The 22,514-nt window shown below is 43.1% G+C and carries 27 protein-coding genes; 18 read left to right on the top strand and 9 right to left on the bottom strand.

The annotated features are described in order from the left end of the window. Positions 1-12: 12 nt before the first annotated feature. Positions 13-1,065: a proline iminopeptidase-family hydrolase gene (locus tag ACFGVR_RS01785; protein ID WP_448700714.1), complete on the bottom strand. Its 1,053-nt coding sequence runs from the start codon at positions 1,063-1,065 to the stop codon at positions 13-15. A gap of 87 nt (positions 1,066-1,152) precedes the next feature. On the opposite strand from ACFGVR_RS01785, the gene ACFGVR_RS01780 reads away from it, so the two are divergent. Continuing rightward, positions 1,153-1,515, top strand: coding sequence for a DUF3592 domain-containing protein (locus ACFGVR_RS01780; RefSeq protein ID WP_448700712.1), 363 nt, complete (start codon positions 1,153-1,155; stop codon positions 1,513-1,515). 82 nt (positions 1,516-1,597) lie between these two features. Here the strand turns inward: ACFGVR_RS01780 and ACFGVR_RS01775 are convergent, their stop codons facing one another. Beyond that, entirely contained in the window at positions 1,598-2,410 is an 813-nt protein-coding gene (locus tag ACFGVR_RS01775) for an enoyl-ACP reductase FabI (RefSeq protein WP_448700711.1), read from the bottom strand. Between the two features lie 250 nt (positions 2,411-2,660). Here ACFGVR_RS01775 and ACFGVR_RS01770 point away from each other — a divergent pair, with 250 nt between their 5' ends. Further along, positions 2,661-3,197, top strand: coding sequence for an RNA polymerase sigma factor (locus tag ACFGVR_RS01770; protein ID WP_448700710.1), 537 nt, complete (start codon positions 2,661-2,663; stop codon positions 3,195-3,197). After that, positions 3,187-3,780 carry a hypothetical protein gene (locus ACFGVR_RS01765; RefSeq protein ID WP_448700708.1) on the top strand — a complete coding sequence of 198 codons (594 nt, stop codon included), beginning with the start codon at positions 3,187-3,189 and terminating at the stop codon, positions 3,778-3,780. The genes ACFGVR_RS01770 and ACFGVR_RS01765 overlap by 11 nt, the downstream gene beginning before the upstream one ends. Positions 3,781-3,925: 145 nt before the next feature. Here the strand turns inward: ACFGVR_RS01765 and recN are convergent, their stop codons facing one another. From recN to ACFGVR_RS01750, 3 genes are all read right to left on the bottom strand, one after another. Beyond that, on the bottom strand, positions 3,926-5,581 hold the full coding sequence (recN, locus tag ACFGVR_RS01760; protein WP_448700707.1) for a DNA repair protein RecN: 1,656 nt from the start codon (positions 5,579-5,581) through the stop codon (positions 3,926-3,928). A gap of 61 nt (positions 5,582-5,642) precedes the next feature. Continuing rightward, a complete protein-coding gene (locus ACFGVR_RS01755) occupies positions 5,643-7,643 on the bottom strand; it encodes a M56 family metallopeptidase (RefSeq protein ID WP_448700706.1) in 2,001 nt (666 codons plus the stop codon). A 6-nt stretch (positions 7,644-7,649) separates the two neighbouring features. After that, positions 7,650-8,027: a BlaI/MecI/CopY family transcriptional regulator gene (locus tag ACFGVR_RS01750; RefSeq protein WP_448700705.1), complete on the bottom strand. Its 378-nt coding sequence runs from the start codon at positions 8,025-8,027 to the stop codon at positions 7,650-7,652. A 430-nt stretch (positions 8,028-8,457) separates the two neighbouring features. Between ACFGVR_RS01750 and ACFGVR_RS01745 the strand changes: the two genes are divergently transcribed. From ACFGVR_RS01745 to ACFGVR_RS01735, 3 genes are all read left to right on the top strand, one after another. After that, positions 8,458-9,240: an ABC transporter ATP-binding protein gene (locus ACFGVR_RS01745; protein ID WP_448700703.1), complete on the top strand. Its 783-nt coding sequence runs from the start codon at positions 8,458-8,460 to the stop codon at positions 9,238-9,240. 11 nt (positions 9,241-9,251) lie between these two features. Beyond that, on the top strand, positions 9,252-10,019 hold the full coding sequence (locus ACFGVR_RS01740; RefSeq protein ID WP_448700701.1) for an ABC transporter permease: 768 nt from the start codon (positions 9,252-9,254) through the stop codon (positions 10,017-10,019). A gap of 161 nt (positions 10,020-10,180) precedes the next feature. Then, positions 10,181-11,212: a YXWGXW repeat-containing protein gene (locus tag ACFGVR_RS01735; protein ID WP_448700700.1), complete on the top strand. Its 1,032-nt coding sequence runs from the start codon at positions 10,181-10,183 to the stop codon at positions 11,210-11,212. A 78-nt stretch (positions 11,213-11,290) separates the two neighbouring features. Here ACFGVR_RS01735 and ACFGVR_RS01730 read toward each other — a convergent pair whose 3' ends face one another. Next, positions 11,291-12,280, bottom strand: coding sequence for a cytochrome c (locus tag ACFGVR_RS01730; RefSeq protein WP_448700699.1), 990 nt, complete (start codon positions 12,278-12,280; stop codon positions 11,291-11,293). 204 nt (positions 12,281-12,484) lie between these two features. Here ACFGVR_RS01730 and ACFGVR_RS01725 point away from each other — a divergent pair, with 204 nt between their 5' ends. From ACFGVR_RS01725 to ACFGVR_RS01705, 5 genes are all read left to right on the top strand, one after another. Next, complete coding sequence (locus tag ACFGVR_RS01725) at positions 12,485-12,835, top strand: hypothetical protein (RefSeq protein WP_448700698.1); 351 nt, start codon at positions 12,485-12,487, stop codon at positions 12,833-12,835. A gap of 75 nt (positions 12,836-12,910) precedes the next feature. Then, complete coding sequence (gene lysS, locus ACFGVR_RS01720; protein WP_448700697.1) at positions 12,911-14,632, top strand: lysine--tRNA ligase; 1,722 nt, start codon at positions 12,911-12,913, stop codon at positions 14,630-14,632. A gap of 22 nt (positions 14,633-14,654) precedes the next feature. Further along, positions 14,655-15,116, top strand: coding sequence for an N-acetyltransferase family protein (locus ACFGVR_RS01715; protein ID WP_448700696.1), 462 nt, complete (start codon positions 14,655-14,657; stop codon positions 15,114-15,116). 110 nt (positions 15,117-15,226) lie between these two features. After that, the gene (locus ACFGVR_RS01710; RefSeq protein ID WP_448700695.1) at positions 15,227-17,170 is read left to right on the top strand and encodes a gliding motility-associated C-terminal domain-containing protein; all 1,944 of its coding nucleotides are present in this window, start codon (positions 15,227-15,229) and stop codon (positions 17,168-17,170) included. Positions 17,171-17,285: 115 nt separating this feature from the next. Further along, positions 17,286-17,492 carry a hypothetical protein gene (locus tag ACFGVR_RS01705; RefSeq protein ID WP_448700694.1) on the top strand — a complete coding sequence of 69 codons (207 nt, stop codon included), beginning with the start codon at positions 17,286-17,288 and terminating at the stop codon, positions 17,490-17,492. A 17-nt stretch (positions 17,493-17,509) separates the two neighbouring features. Here ACFGVR_RS01705 and ACFGVR_RS01700 read toward each other — a convergent pair whose 3' ends face one another. Continuing rightward, on the bottom strand, positions 17,510-18,064 hold the full coding sequence (locus tag ACFGVR_RS01700; protein WP_448700693.1) for a tetratricopeptide repeat protein: 555 nt from the start codon (positions 18,062-18,064) through the stop codon (positions 17,510-17,512). Between the two features lie 68 nt (positions 18,065-18,132). Here ACFGVR_RS01700 and ung point away from each other — a divergent pair, with 68 nt between their 5' ends. Then, positions 18,133-18,813 carry a uracil-DNA glycosylase gene (gene ung, locus ACFGVR_RS01695; RefSeq protein WP_448700692.1) on the top strand — a complete coding sequence of 227 codons (681 nt, stop codon included), beginning with the start codon at positions 18,133-18,135 and terminating at the stop codon, positions 18,811-18,813. Here the strand turns inward: ung and ACFGVR_RS01690 are convergent, their stop codons facing one another. Both ACFGVR_RS01690 and ACFGVR_RS01685 read right to left on the bottom strand, forming a co-directional pair. Further along, on the bottom strand, positions 18,814-19,161 hold the full coding sequence (locus ACFGVR_RS01690; protein ID WP_448700691.1) for a helix-turn-helix domain-containing protein: 348 nt from the start codon (positions 19,159-19,161) through the stop codon (positions 18,814-18,816). A 189-nt stretch (positions 19,162-19,350) separates the two neighbouring features. Next, a complete protein-coding gene (locus tag ACFGVR_RS01685; protein WP_448700690.1) occupies positions 19,351-20,781 on the bottom strand; it encodes a tetratricopeptide repeat protein in 1,431 nt (476 codons plus the stop codon). A 415-nt stretch (positions 20,782-21,196) separates the two neighbouring features. Here ACFGVR_RS01685 and ACFGVR_RS01680 point away from each other — a divergent pair, with 415 nt between their 5' ends. The 6 genes from ACFGVR_RS01680 to ACFGVR_RS01655 all read left to right on the top strand — a co-directional run bounded on the left by ACFGVR_RS01680 (position 21,197) and on the right by ACFGVR_RS01655 (position 22,506). Continuing rightward, positions 21,197-21,340, top strand: a complete 144-nt coding sequence (locus ACFGVR_RS01680) for a hypothetical protein (protein ID WP_448700689.1) — start codon at positions 21,197-21,199, stop codon at positions 21,338-21,340. Between the two features lie 59 nt (positions 21,341-21,399). Beyond that, complete coding sequence (locus ACFGVR_RS01675; protein WP_448700688.1) at positions 21,400-21,543, top strand: hypothetical protein; 144 nt, start codon at positions 21,400-21,402, stop codon at positions 21,541-21,543. A gap of 47 nt (positions 21,544-21,590) precedes the next feature. Further along, positions 21,591-21,734 carry a hypothetical protein gene (locus tag ACFGVR_RS01670; protein WP_448700687.1) on the top strand — a complete coding sequence of 48 codons (144 nt, stop codon included), beginning with the start codon at positions 21,591-21,593 and terminating at the stop codon, positions 21,732-21,734. A 52-nt stretch (positions 21,735-21,786) separates the two neighbouring features. Further along, positions 21,787-21,984 (top strand): hypothetical protein, encoded by a 198-nt coding sequence (locus ACFGVR_RS01665; protein WP_448700686.1) that lies wholly within the window; start codon positions 21,787-21,789, stop codon positions 21,982-21,984. 66 nt (positions 21,985-22,050) lie between these two features. Continuing rightward, positions 22,051-22,242 carry a hypothetical protein gene (locus ACFGVR_RS01660; protein WP_448700685.1) on the top strand — a complete coding sequence of 64 codons (192 nt, stop codon included), beginning with the start codon at positions 22,051-22,053 and terminating at the stop codon, positions 22,240-22,242. Between the two features lie 66 nt (positions 22,243-22,308). Beyond that, positions 22,309-22,506, top strand: a complete 198-nt coding sequence (locus ACFGVR_RS01655) for a hypothetical protein (RefSeq protein ID WP_448700684.1) — start codon at positions 22,309-22,311, stop codon at positions 22,504-22,506. Positions 22,507-22,514: the final 8 nt, after the last annotated feature.

The raw sequence follows: 22,514 nt of genomic DNA, 5'->3' as shown, positions 1-22,514 counted from the left end.
ATACTTATTGACTCACAACTTCACACTCTTCTGGCCTGCATCAACAGCTTTAATAAACTTAATAAGGCCGTTCATATACGTCAACTGGTCATCATACATGGCCATGTGGCTGCCGTTGGGGCAATACAGGTAGCTGCCGTTTTTAAACTGGGTGGCCATCCATTGCATGTGTTTAGGGTCCATGGTATCGTATTGGGCGCCGATGCTTAGCGCTGGTACAGTAATATTTTTTAGTTGCGCTTTACGGTCCCAATTGGTGAGGTTGCCGCCGATGCCGAACTCGCTTGGGCCCTGCATGGTTACGTATAACGAATGGTTTAACTTACCCAGCGAGCGGTTCACCGGCTCGGGCCATTGATCTACCGGGAAACGGCAGATGTGTTTAGCATAAAAATTCGGCATCAGTAGCTGCATATATTCAGGATTATCGAAATCCTTTTTCGCTTCTATTTCGCGAATGCGAGCTAAAACTTTCGGATCAAATTGCTTGGCCAGTACCTCTTCGCCGTATTTACCATAATCCGGGCAGCTCGACATCATGTTCGATATAATGAGTCCTTTTAAATTTTTCTGATATTTCAGCGCGTACTCCATTGCCAGTATGCCACCCCAGGAATGGCCCAGCAGATAGAAATTAGTGCTATCCAGTTTGAGTGCCTGGCGTACCTGTTCAACTTCTTCTACAAATCGAGGCAAGCTCCACATGGTAGTATCCTTGGGATTATCCGAATTGCCACAACCTAACTGGTCGTAATAGATCAACTCTATACCTTCGGCAGGCAGAAAGCTTTCCATGCACTCGAAGTACTCGTGCGTTGCACCCGGGCCGCCGTTTAGCAGCAGCAGTTTTATTTTAGGGTTATTGCCAATCTTTTTGGTCCAGATGTTGAATTTACCCTTTGGCGTGTTGATCGGGATAACCTGTATGCCGCCGGTGCGGGGTATGGCGCTGGTATCCTTAAAATAATCTGTCAAAGCAGTGTTGCTTTGATTTGACGACTGTTTGCAGGCGCAAAATGCTGCGATCAATACCAGCAATAAAAGCTTGGGGTAATGTTTGGTCATAACTGAGGTTTTTAACTAATATACAACATTTGCGAGATTTTGTGCCTGCAATCTGGTATCGGTTTTTATTTTGTAAATTGCCTTGATATGGATCCGGAACTGCTTCTCAACCTAGCCAAAATTGCAGGCGTCACTTTATTTGTAGTTTTCGCGGTTACTAAAATATTACTACAAAAACGATGGGTTAAAATGCGAGGGATAAAAGCAGAGGCTGTGATAGTTGAATTGGTTGAAAATGTTACTAAAGGTGATGTGAGGAATAACTTTGTTGATACCATAACTTATTATCCTGTTATACGCTATACCACACATCACTGGGAGCATCTGACAAAACAATATCATGTTAGTTTTAAACCTAAGGTTTTTAAAGTAGGGGATAAGGTATCTATCATTTACGATTCGAAAAAGCCGGATCGTTACATTGTAGATGATTTTAACAAAGTTTTATAAAAACAAAAGCCTTGCGGTACTCCGCAAGGCTTTTGTTTTTCGTGTGTAATTTGCATTCATTAGTGCAAATTCGTAATCAATTTTACTTCTCCATCTGCTCAATCACAGCCTGGCTAACTCCGGTGAACGAGAAGCCACCATCATGGAACAGGTTCTGCATAGTTACCATTTTAGTTAAGTCGCTGAACAGGGTTACGCAGTAGTTAGCGCATTGATCGGCATCGGCATTACCCAGCGGGCTCATTTTTTCGGCATAGCTGATAAAGCCGTCGAAACCTTTAACGCCGCTGCCGGCAGTAGTGCGGGTTGGCGATTGCGATACGGTGTTTACACGTACGTGTTTTTTTATGCCATATTGGTACCCAAAGTTACGGGCAATGCTTTCCAGGTAAGCCTTGTTATCGGCCATGTCGTTATAATCAGGGAATATACGCTGTGCTGCTATGTAGCTTAACGCCACAACGCTGCCCCACTCGTTAATGGCATCCAGTTTCATCGCTGTCGCGAGAACGCGGTGCAGGCTCAGGGCCGATATATCTAATCCCTTATGGGTAAAATCGTAATTGCTTTCGGTATAGTGGATGCCTTTACGCACATTGATGCTCATGCCTATGGAGTGTAAAATAAAATCGACACCGCCGCCAAAGTGCTCCATGCTTTTGGTGAACAGGTTCTCAACATCTTCGTTGCTGGTTACATCGGCAGGGATAACCGGAGCGCCGGTAATTTCGGCCAGTTTATTAATAGTGCCCATGCGTAAAGCAATGGGTGCATTGGTCAATACCAGTTCGGCACCTTCGGCATGACATGCCAGTGCGGTTTTCCAGGCGATGGAGTTTTCGTCCAATGCGCCAAAGATGATCCCTTTTTTACCTTTTAATAAGTTGTATGCCATTTTTATAAGTTTGATTAGCGGGCGTAAAAATAAAATTAATTATCGGGATTATATACTATGTGCAAATTAGTAAGTATGGGGATAATTTCGAATTTCGAATTTTCAATTTCGAATTTGTTACGCTATATTTTTTAAACCTTGAGTGATTTCATTTTACTCTTATTGCTCCCCTTAGGGGTAAATAATTTGTACGCCATGTAGCATTTTAAAATACCCCGTATCTAACAACCGAAATCAAACCTAAAAAGGGATGAACATTATTTTAACGACATTAGTGTTAACCGATTTGGAGCAACCTGTACAACAAGAGCGTAATATGGTATTCGAAGATATTTACCGCGACTACTGGAACAAGGTATTCCGCATTTGTATGGGTTATGTTAACGACCATGCCTGGGCCACTGATATTGCGCAGGATACCTTTGTGACCATCTGGAAGAAACTGCCCACTTTCAGAAACGAAGCGGCGATAGGTACCTGGATATACCGGATCGCTGCAAACAACTGCCTGCGGCAAATTGAGCGCGATAACCGCATGCCAAAAAGCGAGATGCCAGCCGAAATTGAAGATCAAATACGACCGGATATTAAAGCGCAAACCAAATTTTTATACCAATGCATTGCCGAACTGCCCGAAACCGACCGTATTGTTATTTCGCTTGAGCTGGAAGATATCAAACAGGCTGAGATAGCCAAGATCACGGGCTTGTCCGAATCGAACGTGCGGGTAAAAATATTCAGGATTAAAGAAAAGCTGACTCAAAAATTTAAGCGATATGAGCAATAACATCGATTTTAAGGCATTGTGGGATAACGGGAGCAAAGGCCCCGTTCCGGATGCATCAGAAATATTTAAAAGAGGAGCCACGTTGCAACGTGCAACCCGCATCCATTTACTGCTCACCAATGTGATGCTTGTAGCAACCATTATTTTAATAAGCTGGGTAGGGATTCATTTTAAACCTGAAATGCTGACTACCAAGATCGGGCTTGGGCTCATTATCGGGGCGATCCTGTTTTACATGGTCAATACCCTGGGCTACATTAACCTGTTGTATAAAAGTAACGTGGATGAAAACACATCCGATTATCTCAACCACCTGTTGCAGATCAAACAAAAGCAGGAGCGTTTAAACACCACCATGACCACCATTTACTTTACCCTGTTAACGGCAGGCCTGTGCTTATACTTAATTGAATACGCTGGCAGGGGTGGTGTTGTTTTCCGCGTTACAACCTACGGACTTACTTTAGGCTGGATGATCTTTAACTGGGTATACATACACCCTAAGATGATCAATAAACAACGTAAGGGCTGGGGCGCGGTTATTAAAAAACTGGAAGAGATCAACGGGCAGATGGGGGAGTAGTTTGATGTGCATAATGAAGATGTTGCCTTTATCCAACGCGTCATTGCGAGGAACGAAGCAATCTCTACGTTTTACAGGTCCGATTTAATGCATCGACTGTCCTATGTAGAGATTGCTTCACTATCGTTCGCAATGACGCGTAGTTTTATACGGCTAACAACTCCCGTGCATTCTGCAGCGCGCTTTCACCCGGGTTATCGCCGCTGAGCATTTTGGCAATTTCTAAAATGCGTTCGCTTTGGTCGAGTTGTTTAATGCGGGTATAGGTGGTATCGCCCTGGTTATCTTTATAAACAAAGTAATGGCTTTGGCCCTTGCTGGCAATTTGCGGCAGGTGGGTAATGGTAATTACCTGTAAGTTTTGTGATAGCTGCTCCATTACCTGGCCAACTTTATGGGCTACCTCGCCCGAAACGCCGGTGTCGATCTCATCAAAAATAATGGTTGGCAGTGCCGTATAGCTTGCAATGAGCGATTTGATAGACAGCATCAAGCGCGAAAGCTCACCGCCCGAAGCCACTTTGCTCATCTCGGCCAGGGTATGCCCCTTGTTTGCCGAGAACAGGAAACGGATATGATCGATGCCGTTCTGGTCGAAATCATCGGCAACATTATTCTCAATCTTTAAAACGGCATGCTCCATTCCCATGCCGGCGAGGGTAGCCTGCACTTGTTTTTCGATGGATGGAATGGCCGCAATACGCTCTTTAGAAATTTTTGCTGCCAGCTGATTTAATTCTTCTTTACCGGTTGCGATCTGTTTTTGCAGAGCCGCTATTTCTTCGTCCCCAAAAAGGGCCTGTTGTATTTGAGCAGATAGCTGCCGTTGTATCTCCAGTAATTCGTCGTTGCTGCTTACGCGATGCTTTTTTTGCAGGCTATAGATCAGGTTCAACCGGTTATTGATCTCCAGGGCGCGTTCCTCATCAATATTGGTGCGTTGCTCCAGGTCGTCTATCTCGGCAGCAATATCTTTCAACTCAATAATGGTACTGTTAAGCCGCTGATGCAATTCGGTAATAAAAGGATTGAACTTTTCGAGCGATGACAGCTGGTGCCCGGCTTCTTTTAACTGGATAAGCGCCGATATTTCGCCCTCGTTCATTAAATGGTAAGCGCCCAGCAGGTTGCGTTTGATCTCTTCGGCGTTGTTCAGGGTGGCCAGTTCCAGTTCCAGTTCGGGCTGCTCAGCTGAAAGCAGGTTAGCCTTTTCCAGCTCATCGTACTGAAATTGCTGATAATCCAATTCGGCTTTGGCTTTGTCGCTTTCGCTGATCAATTGCTGCAGGTGGCTTAGGTTTTTTTTATGCGCTTTGTATTTGGTGCGATATTCATCAAGCAGCGGGTTATGCTTCGCTACCGAGTCGACAACCAACAGTTGGAATATCGGGTCGTTAATTTCGAGTGTGGCATGCTGCGAATGGATATCGATCAGCATTTCGCCCAGTTGTTTCAGTACGGTCAAATTAACCGGCGTATCGTTTACAAAAGCGCGCGATTTACCATCGGCCGAGATCTCGCGGCGCAGCACCGTTTCGTCTTCGTGGTCGAGGTCGTTTTCTTCAAAAAATGCTTTGATATGAAATTCGCCTATCGCAAAGGCGCCCTCGATAACGCATTTTTTTTGCTGGTTAAAAAAATATTTGCTTTCGGCGCGCTGCCCTAATATCAGCGAAAGCGCACCTAAAATAATGGATTTGCCTGCACCGGTTTCGCCGGTTAAGATATTTAAGCCACCTGCAAAGCTAATTTCCAGGTTATCAATTAAAGCATAATTACTAATACTGAGCTTTTTGAGCATAAAAAAAGTATCCCCGTTATTGAGGATACTAAATTACAAATTCGCGCTTAATTAACTGACCTTATTTACCCGAAGATGTAGTATCTGCCTTGGTGTATTTCATGTCTTTCATTAGTTTATCCACTTCGGCCTGTATTTTTTCCTGGTGTTTTTTAAACTCGGGGGTATTGCGGTAAGCTTTTAAAGCATCTTGCGCCTGTTTCAATTCGGCCTTTTGTTTTAAAAATTCAGGACTTTTCTGGTAGACTCTCATTTGCTCGCTCAGCTTACGTATCTCGGCATTTTGCTCTTTTACTATCTGCGATTGCGACATTTTGCGTATCTCGGTACTCAACCGGTTTATTTCTTCGCGTTGGGCTTTGTAGTCATCGCTGGTATAAAAGTCGTGCATTTTTTTACTCATCGCGCGGATATCGTCCTGCTGCTTTTTGATCTCGGGACTGTTATTGTAAGCCTTCATTTGCTCGGCTATTTGGTTGTAAGTTTCGCGCTGTTTGTCATAGTCGGCTTTATTGGCGGTATGCTCGGATAGTAGTTTGCTTTGTAACTCCAGGGCTTTCTCCAGCTTTTTATACTGGTCGGATTTGTAGTATTTATCCATGTCTTTACCCATGGCCTCCATCCGTTTCTCCAGATCCTTCATCTCAGGAGTTTCGTTCATCCTGTCGAAGATCTTGCTTTGACTGTCCAGCGAATCCTGCACGCGTTTAAACTCAGGCCGGTTGTAAAACGAATCGATATAAGCCGAGTGTTTTTCCATTTCCTTTTCGAGCTTTTTATAATCCTCGCTTTCGTAAATCTTGCCTATGGCTTCACTACGTTTCTCAACTTCGGCCATCAGCTTATCCAGCTTAGGATCGCCTGAGCGGTAATTGTACGAATAACTAAAATTGTTGTTACTGGTTGAACTGCCTTTTGAAGTTGATTTACCCGCGCCGGTGCTTTTATTGGCCGATGTGCTTTTTTTAGCAGGGGTATGCTTTTTAACTGTATCGGCATCGTTATTTAATAACGACGGGATAGTGACGGGGATAATGCTGAGTTTGCCATCTTTGATCTCGGGGTTAAGCCAGGCTATGGTGCCCATACTCATAGTAAGCAACGATACCGCAACCAGGATATGGCGGAAGCTGCCGGTTTGTTTTTTTGTTTCCATAATGCGTTTAATACGGGTTAATAAATGATATTTTTTGCCGGTGACGGCTATGGCCAATTGCCAGTTTTGTTCGCGGCTTTCTTCGAGTTGTAACAGGGTTTGGGCATATACCAATGGCTGGCCTGTTATGTGCAGTACCAAATCATCGCAGCAATGCTCACGTTCGCTGTAAATAATACGGTTAATAAGCAGGGTGAATGGGTTAAAGAAGAAAACAATGCCAATAATTTGCTGCAGCATGTTTACAAAATAATCGTTACGGCGGATGTGCGCCATTTCGTGTATCAGGATAGATTGTATCTGCTCGGCCGAAAACTGGGTAATCACTGCTGCGGGTAAAATAATTACCGGTTTAAAGTACCCGATAATGCAGGGCACATCAACATGTGCGCTTACAAAAGCTTCAACGTTCTTTCTGATCTTGAGCAGGCGGCGCAGCTTTTCAACGCTGCCGGCTAATACGTTAGCGTTGCTGGTGTTGTGTTTTACCTGGTAGATGCTCCGCCAGCCCCATAACAGCCGTGCCGAATTTAGTGCGATACCAATAAGCCAGAAAGTAACGAGGTAGGGCAGGTACAGATCGATATTGATGGCTTTAGCAGCATCTTCGGCAACCTGAGTTATAGAGGTGTGGTGTGCCGGTATAAAAGGTAATATATTAGAGGAAACATCGGCAATTGGTTGCGAGAAATTATGCCTGCCCATTTCATTAACAAACGTAACGGCCGGCCATATTACCGAACCTGCCAGCGAAAGCAAACCCGCATTGTATTTGTTAGCCGATGATGCCGAGGGGAAACATGCCAGAAATATCCGCAGCAATGCGTACATTACTAAAGCCTGCCATAACGAGTGGAGCAGCGTAGTGCCAAGTACCTGGGTCATTTGGTTAAATACTGTTTCCATAGCCTTTTATTTTAAGGGATTGTTTAACTGGTCGAGATATTGTTTAATAGCCTCAATTTCTGATCTGGATGATCTGTGGTTACCCAGCGCCTGCATTACCAGGTTAGCCGCCGAACCATTGAAAACATTATTGATCATTTTATCGAGGTAATGTTTTTGGGCCTCATCCTGGCTAACCGCTGCTTTGTAGATATGTGTGCGGTTAGTAGTATCGCGCTCAACCAAACCTTTTTCGGCCATGATCTGCATCAGCTTTAAGGTAGTGGTGTACCCGGCATCTTTATTTACAGCCAGCTCTTCATGCACATCGCGCACGGTGCAGCTGCCTTTTTGCCAAAGGATCTGTAAAATTTCTAACTCGCTTTCGGTTGGTTTAATTTCCATAATTGCAATACGAATATTTTCGTAATTCAAATATATACGAAGAGTTTCGTAAAAGCAAATAGATTTGTAAAATTAACATTTTTTAACTATATTGTAGCTGATGGTGAGTTAGATAGAGTTAAGAATTAAGAATCAGGAATTAAGATAAGTGATTGAAACATGGAAAAATTTCTTACAATTTCCCCCCTTGTTTCCTATCATCAGTACCTGCATAGCGCCTCTGTAAGTTGGGGATTGCTTCGTCCCTCGCAATGACGCGTGGAGAAGATGTGATGGGAAATACCGATAAATACCCATCCTGTAAAATTGCAGCGAAGTAAATGATATAACGTTCCAACTTTTAAACCTTGCAAACATCATTTGCATATTTTTTAATACCTTGTAATAAAAGCGGGGTCGCCGTATCTAAACCGAAAAACAATGATAAACCATGGCTGAAACACAGGAAAAGTATATCTTAAAAGTAGATGGGCTTAGTGTAGAGTACGGAAACGTAAAGGCGGTAAAAAATGTAAGCTTTGATGTATTACAGGGCGAAATTTTTGGGTTGCTTGGTCCGAACGGGGCGGGTAAAACCAGTACCCTGAGTTCGATAGAGGGCCTCATTAAATTTAAAACAGGCAGTATTATTGTGGACGGGCAAAACGTTCGCGAAAGGCCCTTGCAAGCCAAAGCGGCCATGGGGGTACAACTGCAATCAACCAGCTTTCAGCCCGAACTGAACGTGGTGGAAATACTGCGCCTGTTTGCCGGTATTTATGGTGTGGATATGAGTAAAGAGCAGATCCATGAGATATTGAAAGAGATCGGTCTGGAAGATTCATCGTCAAAAAAATTCAGCCAGTTATCAGGCGGGCAGCAGCAACGGGTTTCGCTTGTTATCGCTACCATCCATAACCCGCGTTTGGTATTGCTGGATGAGCCTACCACCGGCCTCGACCCACAGGCACGCCGCCAGTTATGGGAGCGTATTGAGGCCATCCGCACCAAGGGCCACGCCGTGTTATTAACCACCCACAGCATGGAAGAAGCCGAATCGGTTTGCGATCGTATCGCCATTGTTGACCACGGGCAGATCATCGCTATTGATACGCCACAAAACATGATCGACAAACATAAGAACGACCCGGAAGTGATCGCTGTATCGCGCCGCGGAAAGGTAACTTTAGAGGATGTATTTATCGCATTAACCGGTCGCGCCGTACGCGCTTAAACAAAACAAACATGGAAACAACTATACCTAAAACATCAACTGCGCTGGCATCGCTGCTTCGCGCGGATTTTACTACGCTGGTACGTAACCGCCGCTCGGTAGTGCTGGCATTACTGGTGCCCAATATTATACTGATATCATGGAAAGGCCTGGTAAAACTAATGGGCGGGCCGTTCGTATTGTCTTCGGCAGTAACCATCGGCCTGATGGCTATTGGCTTAATGGGGTATTCTATTTCGATAGCGCGCGACCGTGACAAGGGCATTTTTCAGCGTTTAAGGGTAGCCCCGCTACCCACATGGACCATTATGATGAGCCGGATCACGATACAGCTTTTTATGATCATGCTGCTCACAGTGGTGGTTTTTTTAGTTGGCTTTAAAGTTGACGAGATCACGCTTACTGCCGGAGGCTATTTGTTAACCTGCCTGGTAGCCTTTATTGGCGGTGCAGTTTACCTGGGCCTGGGCCAGTTAATTGTGGGTTTAATTAAAAATCCTGAAACGGTAAATGCAACTACCCGCCTGGTTTACTTTTTGTTTATCATGACCGGGATGTTTGGCGATATAGCCCAGCTGGGGCATATGGGGCAATTTGGTGTTTACCTGTCAAACTTTTCGCACTGGTCGCCATACGGTTGTGTGAAAATTATGCTGCAAGCCAGTATGGAGCCCGCCAAATGGGGGCATGATCATAACGTAGCGCTGCTGGCATCAATTGGCTATGCCGTGATATTTGCAGCCATAGGTATCAAAAACTTCAAGTGGGAATCGAGATGAGGGGTAGTTATTGAGTTATTTGTTATTAGGTTATTGAGGCCGAGGATGGAACCATAACCTGATAATTCAATAACCTTAATAACTATAGCGCCCAATAACTACCACTTTAAACTTTTTTTGTGTTGGTTTGTCATATCTTTTATAATAAACACACGTAAAAAATGAAAAATCTCCTTAAGGTATCAATATTCGCCTTGGTGCTGTTGTTTACTACGGCAGGTGCATTTGCACAGGTTAGCGTAGGCTTATCGGTGCGTATTGGCCCGCCGCCGCTGCCGGTATATGTACAACCGCCATGCCCTGTAGATGGTTATTTGTGGACGCCCGGTTACTGGGCCTATAACGATGTTGACGGCTATTACTGGGTACCCGGAGCGTGGGTAGCACCACCCCAGCCCAATTATTTATGGACGCCTGGCTATTGGGGATATGATGGCGGATTTTATCGTTTCCATCCCGGTTACTGGGGCCCGCACGTAGGTTATTATGGCGGTATTAACTATGGTTTTGGCTATATAGGCGTTGGCTTTGTTGGCGGCGGCTGGTATGGCGGGCATTTTAGGTACAATACTGCGGTGGTTAATGTAAACCGCACCGTAATACACAATACCTATGTAAACCGCGAAGTTATCCGTAATGTATCAACCAACCGCACGAGCTTTAATGGCCCGGGTGGCATAAACGCAAGGCCGCGCCCGCAAGAAAGGGTAGCCATGAACGAACGGCACATTAACCCAACAAGTCAGCAGGTATCTCACCAAACTGCGGCCAGCCATAACAGGGGCCAATTTGCATCGGCTAATCATGGTGTGCCGCACACTACAGCGGTAAGTAACCGTTCATTTGACCGTCAGAACCGTACACCTAACGGCGGTGCGCCACATCAGGCTACCGGTTTTGGTAACCATAATGCGCCGCAGCATGCGGTACCGGCTCAGCAAAATCATCCGCAACAGCAACAGCATGGTGGCTTTGGGCAACCGCATACACCGGCACAACCACAAATGCATCGGCCGCAACAACATCAGCCGCAACCAATGCAGCGCCCTGTACATGCATCGGAGCAACAGCGTAATGTTGCACCGGGTTATGGCCAGCCACGTGGCGGCTTTGGTCAGCCTCACGGCGGAGGTGGCGGTGGTCATCCAATGGGTGGTGGCGGCCATGGCGGCGGCCACGGCAGGCACGGATAAAATACAGTGTTATATCTAACAAAAACAGCCATTATTCTACACAGAATAACGGCTGTTTTTAGTTTATAAAGATTAGGGCTACTGTAATTTAGCTGCCGGGTCGAACTTAACCACAGGGTTGTTTACAGGTTTTATGGTACGCAGGTATGCGTAAACTGCCGAAAGATCGCTGTCGGTCATTTTTGAAAAAGTGGCGTAAGGCATAATGGTGTTAAAATCACCTTTATTCACGGTCGCCAGGGTTTTACCTTCGTACTTTTTGATAGCTGTAAAGAATTGTGCTTTTGTCCAACTGCCAATACCGGTTGTTTTATCGGGCGTAATATTGGCCGGGTGCACTACGCCGCCAGTAGGCATATAAAAAGAGTTGCCGCCGGCAAGATCCTTACCCGGCAGGGGAGCGCCTTTATCATCGGTAGGGGTATGGCAATCGGCGCAACCCGCAAAGGCTACCAGGTATTTGCCGTAAGCAACACTATCCGCCGGATCGGGTTTTTTGGTAAAAGCTGCCTTTTGCGGCATGGTATTGATCAGGATACTTACCGGGAAATCGCGCGTGGCTTCGGGAATATTGTCTTTGGCAACCGGCTGGATGGTTCGTATATAAGCAATAATAGCGTAAATGTCATCCTTATCCATTTTACCAAAAGTAAGGTAGGGCATAATAGGGAAGAGGGGTTTGCCGTTCCGGGTTTCGCCGGTGGTTATCACCTTAAACAGCTCGCCGTCGGTATATTTGCTCAACGCGAAGGGCGTAATGTTAGGCGCGTAAAAACTGCCGGGCAGGCCAAACTCGTGGCCAAACTTTAAACCGCCCGCGCCTATGCTATCGGTGTAGATAGGGATAGTGAGTTTGCTAAAGTCGCGCGGCGAATGGCAATCCATACATCCCGCTACAGCGGTAACCAGGTACTTACCGCGCTCAATATTGGCAGCGGTTAACGGCACCTTTAAAGCCGGTGGTGCGCCCACATTGGGCTTTGTGGTTTTTACATAGGTAATTGCAGCGGTGATCATCACCACAACTGCCAAAGCCAGGAACAGTAAAACTTTAAGGATTTTTTTCATGATAAGGTTAAGGTTTGATTGTTTTGCTGTTTGTTAATAGTTGTTTAACATGCTATCACACAGCATACTAAAATATTAAAATAAACAAAAAATGCAAAGTAGTTTGATTATAAATAGCCTATATTAGCTTGTAACATCATTCACAAATTCGGCAAGGGTTACCTTTTGTGCCCGGCGGTATAAATGTAAAACATCAGCAAAACTATGGGCAACGTGGCTTTTATACTGATACTGGTTGTGCCGGTATTACAACTGGTACTAAGCTTTTACAGGGCACGGCATAAAATCATAATTCCGGTTGCTTTAACGGGTATACTGGCGTTGATTGCAGGGGCGGGTATTACGTATTGGGCGCAATATCTGGATAACCCGGCCGCCCTTAATTTTGATGATAAAAAGGCCCCCCAGGCACTGGTTTTATATTGGGGCCTCGCTTTTATCGCCATTACATCGGTATTGATCACCCTGATATTTACCATTGCCTATTACATTAAGCGCGAAAGGGTAATGAGGCGAAAAAGAAAAGCAGCGAAACTGGCACAGCAGGCATCCTAAAACTCTTCATTTAACACTCGCAACTCTGCCGCTAAAATCTTATTTTTGCATTCTTTTTTAATAAGTAGTTTCAATATGAGCATTGGTTTATCCGAACAGGAGATATTACGACGTAAGTCGTTACAAGATTTACGCGACTTAGGTATCAACCCTTACCCTGCCGAAGCATTCCCCGTGAATGCCCACGCCAAGGATATTACCGACAAGTACACCGAAGGCAGCACCGCTTTCCAGGATGTTGTTGTTGCCGGCCGTATCATGAGCCGCCGTATTATGGGCAGTGCGTCGTTCGTTGAATTGCAGGATTCTACCGGTCGTATCCAGTTGTACCTTAACCGTGATGAGATTTGCCCCGGCGAGGATAAAACACTATACAATACCGTATTTAAAAAACTGTTGGATATCGGCGACTTTATTGGCGCTAAAGGTTATGTGTTTATTACCAAAACCGGCGAGATATCTATTCACGTTAAAGAATTGATCATCCTGTCAAAGTCGTTAAAGCCCTTACCGGTTGTAAAACGCGACGAAGATGGTAATATTCACGATGGTTTTACCGATCCTGAAATGCGTTACCGCCAGCGCTATGTCGACCTCACGGTTAACCCCGAATACAAACAGATCTTCATCAACCGCTCGAAAGTGATCCGCACCATGCAAAACTTTTTTGATGGCCAGGGATGGATGGAAGTGGAAACACCTATACTGCAAAGTGTGCACGGCGGCGCGGCGGCCCGTCCGTTTAAAACGCATCACAATACATTGGATATGCCTTTGTTTTTACGCATAGCCAATGAATTATATTTAAAACGATTGATCGTAGCCGGGTTTGATGGTGTTTATGAGTTTGGTAAAATGTTCCGTAACGAGGGCATGGACCGTACCCATAACCCCGAGTTTACTTCGGTTGAGATCTATGTCGCCTACAAAGATTATGTATGGATGATGAAAATGGTTGAAGACTGCCTGGAAAAAGTAGCTTTGGCCGTACATGGCACTCCGACGGTAAAATTTGGTGAGCACGAGATCAATTTTGCCGGGCCATACGAAAAACTGAGCATGCACGATAGCATCCTGAAATATACCGGTATAGATGTATCGGCTATGGATGAGGCAGCTTTGCGCGATACCTGCAAAAGCCTGGGTATTGAGGTTGATGCTACCATGGGTAAAGGCAAACTGGTTGACGAGATCTTCGGCGCCAAAGTTGAAGCCAACCTTATCCAGCCGACCTATATTACCGATTACCCTATCGAGATGACACCGCTTGCCAAAAAGCACCGCAGCAAAGAAGGGCTGGTTGAGCGTTTTGAGCTGTTTGTAATGGGTAAAGAAATTGCGAATGCTTATACCGAGCTGAATGACCCGATCGATCAGCGTGAGCGTTTTGAAGATCAGTTGTTATTGGCCGGCCGTGGCGATGAAGAAGCCATGGTGATGGACGAAGACTTTTTACGCGCGCTGGAATACGGTATGCCGCCAACATCGGGCCTGGGTATCGGTATCGACCGTTTGGTGATGCTGATGACCGGCCAAACCACCATTCAGGAAGTACTTTTCTTCCCGCAAATGCGTCCTGAAAAGAAAGCAAAAGTAGCTACTGTTGAAGATTTTGAGAACATTGGCGTACCTGCTGAGTGGGTGCCTGTACTAAATAAAATGGGTTTTAATACCGTTGAAGAATTGAAAGCAGGTAATCCTAATAAAGTATTTAACGACCTTGGCGGGATGCGCAAAAAGTTAAAGCTGGATATTGCCATGCCTACAAAGGACGAGGTGATGGCATGGTTTGCATAGGTAAAACCTAAACCCTAAATAAATGTCAATAAACTTCACCGTAAGGCCGGCAACCAGGGCGGATTATGACCAATGGCTTCCCTTATGGGAAGGGTACAATAAGTTTTACGGCCGTTTTGGAGAAACCGCGCTTGCACCCGAAATTACTCAAATGACGTGGTCGCGCTTTTTTGATGCGTACGAACCCATGCACGCGCTGGTAGCCGAAAGCGAAGGGAAACTGCTGGGCCTCACGCATTATATCTTTCATCGCAGTTGTATTAGCATAGGGCCAACCTGCTACCTGCAGGATCTGTTTACCGATGAAGCAGCCCGAGGAAAAGGAGTAGCTCGGGCGCTGATCAATGAAGTATACAATCAGGCTAAAATTGCCGGCAGCCAGCGTGTATACTGGTTAATGCACGAAACCAATACTACAGCAATGCAACTTTATGATCAGGTTGCCGATAAACAGCAATTTGTAGTGTACCGCAAGCAGCTTTAGTGTAAAACCCATTTTTTACATACTTGATTTATATATACTTATACTATATTTAACTCAAAATTGTAAGTAGCAGTGTTACATTTTCCACCTTTGGTACGTAGTACTATCAAATGAAATATATTGGTTTAGTAATCGCCCTGTTCTTGATCTCCCTTAAGGTGAGTGCACAGCAATTTTATGTATGTAATTCAAATTATAACATACAGTCGGTTACCATTACCAATGGTGTATGCTCAAGCCAAAACGTAAATGCCTGTACGGGTGTTTATTTGTCAATCGCTATGCAGGGTAACAATTTTTACTACAGCGATGGTTTTGGTGTATTGTATAAGGGTAATATAACTAACGGCATTATTTCAAATTGTAGTGTTGTGGCTAATTTGCGCGCTGCCAATAATGCCCTTACGGTTGATAATAACGGTGTGGTTTATTATGTAGCCGGCGGTACTGGTCTTTATAAAGTTAATCCGGCTAATCCCGTACCGGTATTTTTAGGTACGCTGCCTTACTCATCCGGCGGCGACCTTACTTTTTACAATAACCAATTGTACATGGCTTCGGGTAATGCCATCATTAAGGTTGATATGAATAATCCCGCAGCAAGTACGGTGTACCTGCCAATTCCTAACGCAACTTACGGGTCGCTATACGGCCTGGTAACCGTTAACGTAAACAATGTTTATAAGGTTTACGCATTCGGCACTTTAACAAACAGTACAAACCTGATAGAGCTGGATATGCCTAACCAGGCTATTGTTGGCATAACCTGCACCTTGCCTTATATTGTTTATGATGCTGCAAGTATTGCCGAAGCGGGTACGGTCAAAACCATTACTGTTGATCAAATTGCCGTTACGCAACAATGTGACACGTATAACCAGGGAAAGATCCAGATTACCTGTGTGCCCGATACGGATAGGTCGACTCTAACTTATACTTTAAACAATACAAGTAACACTACGGGGCTGTTTACCAGGCTTGCCCCGGGAAGATATGCTATAAAGATCGCTTCATCAAACGGGGCCACCAAAGATACCACGGCTATAGTGCCCGATTATAGCCTGACTAAGCCCGTTGTACAGGTTACTAAAACAAACCCGGTGTGCGGTAATCCCAGTGTGATAAAATTTAGCTCAAATAACAATATGGTAACCACTATCCGTACCGTATCGGCCCAGTTTCCGATCAGCCATGTATTTACCGGCCTACCTGTAGGCGGATACCATTTTACCGCGCTCGATCAAAACGGCTGTATTGTTGATACACTATATGTTGGTTTAAAACTGGATGCCTGTCCGGTTATTAAAATTGATTCGATAGCTATTAAACAGGAATGCAGCCAACTGTGGAAAGGCAACGCGCAGGTTTATTGCACCTCTCATCCCGATACTTATACCTATTCGGTAGATCAAACTATAACCAATACCACAGGTATCTTTAGTAACCTTTCGCCAGGTACTCATGCATTAAATATTACTTCAAATTTTGGTTTTACAAAAGACACGACTTTTGTTGTACCTGATTATAGCATCATAAACAGGCCAGCAGTCACGTACCATGTCAAAAACCAGCTTTGTGATCTGCCGGGCCAGGTAGCGCTCACCATAAATGGTGTAACAGATACCACATATAAAGTAAAATTATCCTCTGGTAGTAAAACCTTCGCCTCCGGGCATGTGTTTACGGGCCTTGTTGCAGGTAAATATAACTTCTCTGTTTTTAGCAGGCAGGGGTGTTTTTTGGATACGCTTTCCGTTGCTGTAGGTCATGATCTTTGTAAACCTGTAATTTTCCCCAACACATTTACACCTAATAACGATGGCGTGAATGATGTTTTTAAACCAACAGACGATGGCAATGCCACCAATTATTTCATAACCATATATGATCGTTTCGGAGCGGTTGTTTTTACTTCATCCAGCATTTACCCCGGCTGGGACGGACGGTATAAAGGAAGCAGCGTAAGTACAGGCACATATTATTGGGTAATTACTTACACCAGTATTGATGGCAGAAAAAATACCCAGAGCGGGTCGGTTACCTTACTCAGGTAATGTTTTTGATTTGTTATCTATTGGTTTACAAAAACTTAACAAAAGTTTAAAACTATGCAAACCTTTGCTGCTTTTTGATTGTATAATTTTATAGGGCTATAAAAATGCAATCCTCATGATCAACACCAGCATAGAAATAACCGAGAACGATTATCTCATCAAATTTAGCCGTAGTAAATTTGACCTGTCGTTCATCCGCAACTTGTTAACCATAGTCGAGATATCAAATCCCTCAGAAGATCATGCTATCCCGGATAAAAGCTTTTTAAGTGAAAGTGTTCCGGCTATAGCCGACTATTACAGCCATCTTGACGAAAAATAACTATTACGGGTTACTGCTTAAAACTGCTGGCGAAAACCGCCGCGTATAACCTGTTGCTTATCCATCTGGGCCATCTGGCCTTTCATCATTTTAATCTGTTCGGCAAGCATCTTATTGGTATCAGCCTTGGCAGCCTCCTGTAAATATTGTGTGGCTTCGCGTTTGTTACGTTTGGCCATAGCTATACCGGCAAGGCTTAATTTAGCCAAAGCTATATTGTGCGACATCTTCATGCCCAGCGAAAGGGCTTTTTTAAAGTATTTCTCTGATTTTAAAGGCGCTTTACGCGATTCGTTTAAACCTACCAGCAGGTTATAATAACCATATTGCGATTTGTTGAGCTCCTTTTCATAATCGGTTATTTTCATCAGCCACTGCTCAGCTTTGTCGGTGTTTTCTTTACGCAGGTAGTACTGCGCGATGATCATTTTTTCGTTCAGGAAGTAAGTGCCTAAGATCAAACCACCGATCAAAAAAACCAGTATACCCCATCCCCAAAAACCAAAACCGCATAAAGTAACCCCTGCACCTAAAACAACACAAGCTATAATTAACCGAAGAATATTTGACATAATTTTTTGTTATTTAACACCGCAAATATCTGTTTATTTGTACTGTTAACCAACATCTTTTTATATTTATGTCAATTGATCTGGAGGCCTCATGGCTGCATGTTTTAAAGGGCGAGTTTGATCAGCCGTACATGCTTAAACTAAAAGATTTTTTAAGGGCCGAAAAGGCTGCCGGCAATGTGGTTTACCCAAAAGGCAGTGAAATTTTTAATGCATTTAATACTACGCCATTTGACGAGGTAAAAGTGGTGATATTAGGACAGGATCCCTATCACGGCCCGCACCAGGCACATGGTTTATCATTTTCGGTGCAAAAGGGCGTTGATGTACCGCCATCATTACGCAACATCTACAAAGAGCTGCAAACAGATATATCAGGCTTTGTAATACCCAATCACGGTAACCTAACCGAATGGGCAAAACAGGGAGTGCTCTTGTTAAACGCCACATTAACTGTGCAGGCGGCCAACGCCGGTTCACATCAAAAAAAGGGTTGGGAGCAGTTTACCGATACGGTGATCAAAAAAATATCTGATGAAAAAACAGGTGTGGTATTTATCCTATGGGGTAATTATGCACAATCAAAAAGTATATTGATCGATGAGACTAAGCACCTGGTGATCAGGTCAACTCACCCATCGCCCCTGGCAGTGAGCAGGGGCGGTTTTTTTGGCTCAAGGCCGTTTTCAAAAGCCAACGACTATCTTATAAAGCAGGGTAAAAAACCTGTCGACTGGCAAATACATTAATTAGCTTAAGTTCCCGTTCTGTTTTTTGCGGAGCTCTTCGTATAGCACGATCACCTTTTTCTGCAACGCGCTTATCTGGCTTTCGCGCTCCAGTACCTTTTGCATAACAGCCTCAACTTCGATTTGCTGATCAACATTTGCCTGCACATCTTCAGTAGCTAATAAGTTGGTTAATGGCACCGAAAAAACGGCTGCTATTTGTTCCAATCGCGATAAATTAACATCGGTGACACCGGTTTCTATTTTAGAGAACGCGGGGATAGATATACCTAATTTAGCGGCAATATCGCCCTGGCTCCAACCGTACTGCTGCCTTAACGAGCGAATGTTTTTTGCTAATACCTCCATTGTGGTGTGTAAAGTTTTTTAATCAATTATGATACAATTAAATTGCCTGTATTTGTTGGCAATACTTTATACGCAACTTTACCTTTATGGTTGTAAAAAGCAATACCTTTTTAGATAGTTTTTTTCCAGGAAGTAAATATTATGGCTTTTTGTAGCTGTAAATGAGGTTTATATGCGACCATTTGCTCCTTAAACCTTTTTGTTGGTTTCATGAAGCATGCCGCTCATATCAATAATATTGTCGTCAATTTCCGATACGCATTTATTCATCAGTTTGATGCATTCATCCTGCTCTATCAAATTATCTTTTTCCAGGTTCAGTAAACCTTTTAAGGTAGCAATAGGGCCGCGTATCTGGTGTGATAAATGCAGTGAGTAATCGGCGAGTTTTTTATTTTTTATTTGCAGGTCTTTTGTCCTGTCGTCAATAATTTCTTCCAGGTGATGATTTATCTGGTTCAGGTTTTCTTTTTGCTCAGTTATTTTCTCGTTAAGTCTGGTTAGGTCCTGGTTAGTTTTAGCTTTACGGTTTACATTATTGATCAGCAATATAACCAAAACCACCAACAGGCCGGCAACCAAAACCGTCGACCAAAACAATATCCTGTCGCGCGAACGTTGCGCCAGCATCATTTCGTTATTGTGAGCATTTTCTTCCTGTTTGGTTTGTTCTTTGAGCAGTTTAAGGCTCGTTGCCACATCGGTATGATTATTTACACTGTCGGTCCTGTATATATCATATAACACAGATAGTGCTACCTTGTAGTTTTTACGCTTTGATTCAAGCTGGAAACGGGTTAGTTTATAATCGTATTTAAGCTTGCCGCTGTTAACCAGGCTGGCATAGTTCAATCCTTCTTCTAAATAGTGCTCAGCCTTGTCAAACTGGTTTTTAGCGATAAATATTGAAGTGAGTGTTAAATTTATACTCCCTACCGCTGTGTTAAGATCCTTTGCCTTGGCTTGGGCATTGGCATCCAAAAGCAACACCAGTGCAGTATCCAATTTGTTCTGATTGTAATAGATTACGCCTTTATTTTGCAGACACTGTATCAAATTAACCTGGTTATTCAATTTAGTAAACAGCACGTTGCTCATGTCATAATATTCCAGGGCTTTATTTAAATTTTTCTTCCGATAATATATACTGCCAAAATTTAAATAAATAGTTGCTATCAAATCCTCATCCTTAACATTTTTCGCAATGGTTAAGGCTGTCTCATAGTTCTTTATGGCCTCGTCATAATCACTTTCACGATATAAATTTCCAATATTATTAATAACTTTGGCAACACCGTCTTGGTTACTGGCATCTTGGTATAACTTTTGCGCTGTTAAATAATATTTAAGGGCCTCAACCTGCTTATTTTGATAATAATAACCAATACCTAATACCCGGTTGGCTTCGGCCATGCCGTTATAATATTTTAATTGGGTGCCGAGCGCCAATGCTTTATTAGCCTGTTTAATTAGTTCAGATGGATCTGTTAAACGATTGTTATATGCTTTTTTGTTTAATGCAATCACATCCGTACTATCCAAAGCTGCCCCATTTGCGTTTAAAGACACATTTAGTACAAAAAACAATATTGGATACAGGAAAATAAATTTGATTTTCATTAAATAAAAATAGTATATTCAAACGGTGAACCAAAATAAAAAATAATTGGTTGTATACGGAACAGCAAACAGAAATGTTTCGTAAAGTATGAAAACGACATTTTTGGAAAAAAAATGCAAAATTATGAAATAAATTTTGGTAGATAGAAAATTATTTTTAGTTTTGCCTCAACAAAAGATACAGGTAATCTTCATAACTATCTTTTAATTAAGTATTTATGAATTTGTTTTACTGCATTTTTTTGAGTGGGAATTTATATAATTTCTTGCCATAGAGGTAATATTTAAAATAATTAAACTAAATGGCAATTAATTGGTTGCGATTAACGATTTGGATGAGTGTGATTAACTTTTTATTAAAATAATATAACAAAAGATAAATTCTTAACGTAGAAAAACAAAAAACATAAGAAAAATGAAAAAAATTATCATCGTTGCTTTTGCAATATTAACTACCGGCTTAATATCATCGTGCACAAAAGATAACAGCGTAAAACCTGCTTCGGTTAAAACACAAGCTACCACTGCTGATAAATCTGACGTAGGCAGCGGCGACTAAACATAACAAGTATTACATCAACATAAAATCCTATAAAAACTCTTTAAACCCAATCCCAAATGAAAAAGATCATCATCGTTGCATTTGCAATATTAACTACCGGCTTAGTGTCATCATGCACAAAAGATAACACTGTAAAACCAGCCTCGGTTAAAACACAAACTACTACTGCTGATAAATCAGATGTAGGTAGCGGCGACTAAACATAACAAGTATTACATCAACCTAAACACTATAAAACTTTAAGAAAATGAAAAAGATCATCATCATAGCTTTCGCAATATTAACTACCGGCTTAGTGTCATCATGCACAAAAGATAACAGTGTAAAACCGGCTTCAGTAAAAACACAAACTACTACTGCCGATAAATCTGACGTAGGCAGCGGCGACTAATTGATCCTTATTACAACATAAATCCTATAAAACTCTTTAAACTCAATCCCAAATGAAAAAGATCATCATCATAGCCGTTGCAATATTTACTACCGGTTTAGTATCATCATGCACAAAAGATAACAGCGTAAAACCTGCTTCAGTTAAAACACAAGCAGTTGCTTCAGATAAATCAGACGTAGGCAGCGGCGATTCGGCCGGCGGTGGTTCAACAGACTCAGGCGACGGAAGCACAACAGGTGGCAACTAATATTACTATAACAAATAATTATAATAACAAACAACTACTCTATAAAACTATCAGAACCCAATTAAAATGAAAAAGATCATCATCATAGCCCTTGCAATATTAACTACCGGTTTAGTATCATCATGCACAAAAGATAACAGCGTAAAACCTGCTTCGGTAAAGACACAGGCAGTTGCTGCTGACAAATCAGACGTAGGTAGTGGCGATTCAGCCGGCGGTGACGGAACTACAACTCCAGCTCCAACAGGTGGCAACTAATATTACCATAACAAATAATTATAATAACAAACAACTACTCTATAAAACTATCAGAACCCAATCCCAATGAAAAAGATCATCATCATAGCCCTTGCAATATTAACTACCGGTTTAGTATCATCATGCACAAAAGATAACAGCGTAAAACCTGCTTCGGTAAAAACACAGGCAGTTGCTGCTGACAAATCAGACGTAGGCAGTGGCGATTCAGCCGGCGGTGACGGAACTACAACTCCAGCCCCAACTCCCGCAGGCGGCAATTAATTGTCAGA

This window comes from Mucilaginibacter aureus (assembly GCF_053514885.1).
This window is presented reverse-complemented; position numbering and strand designations above follow the sequence as displayed.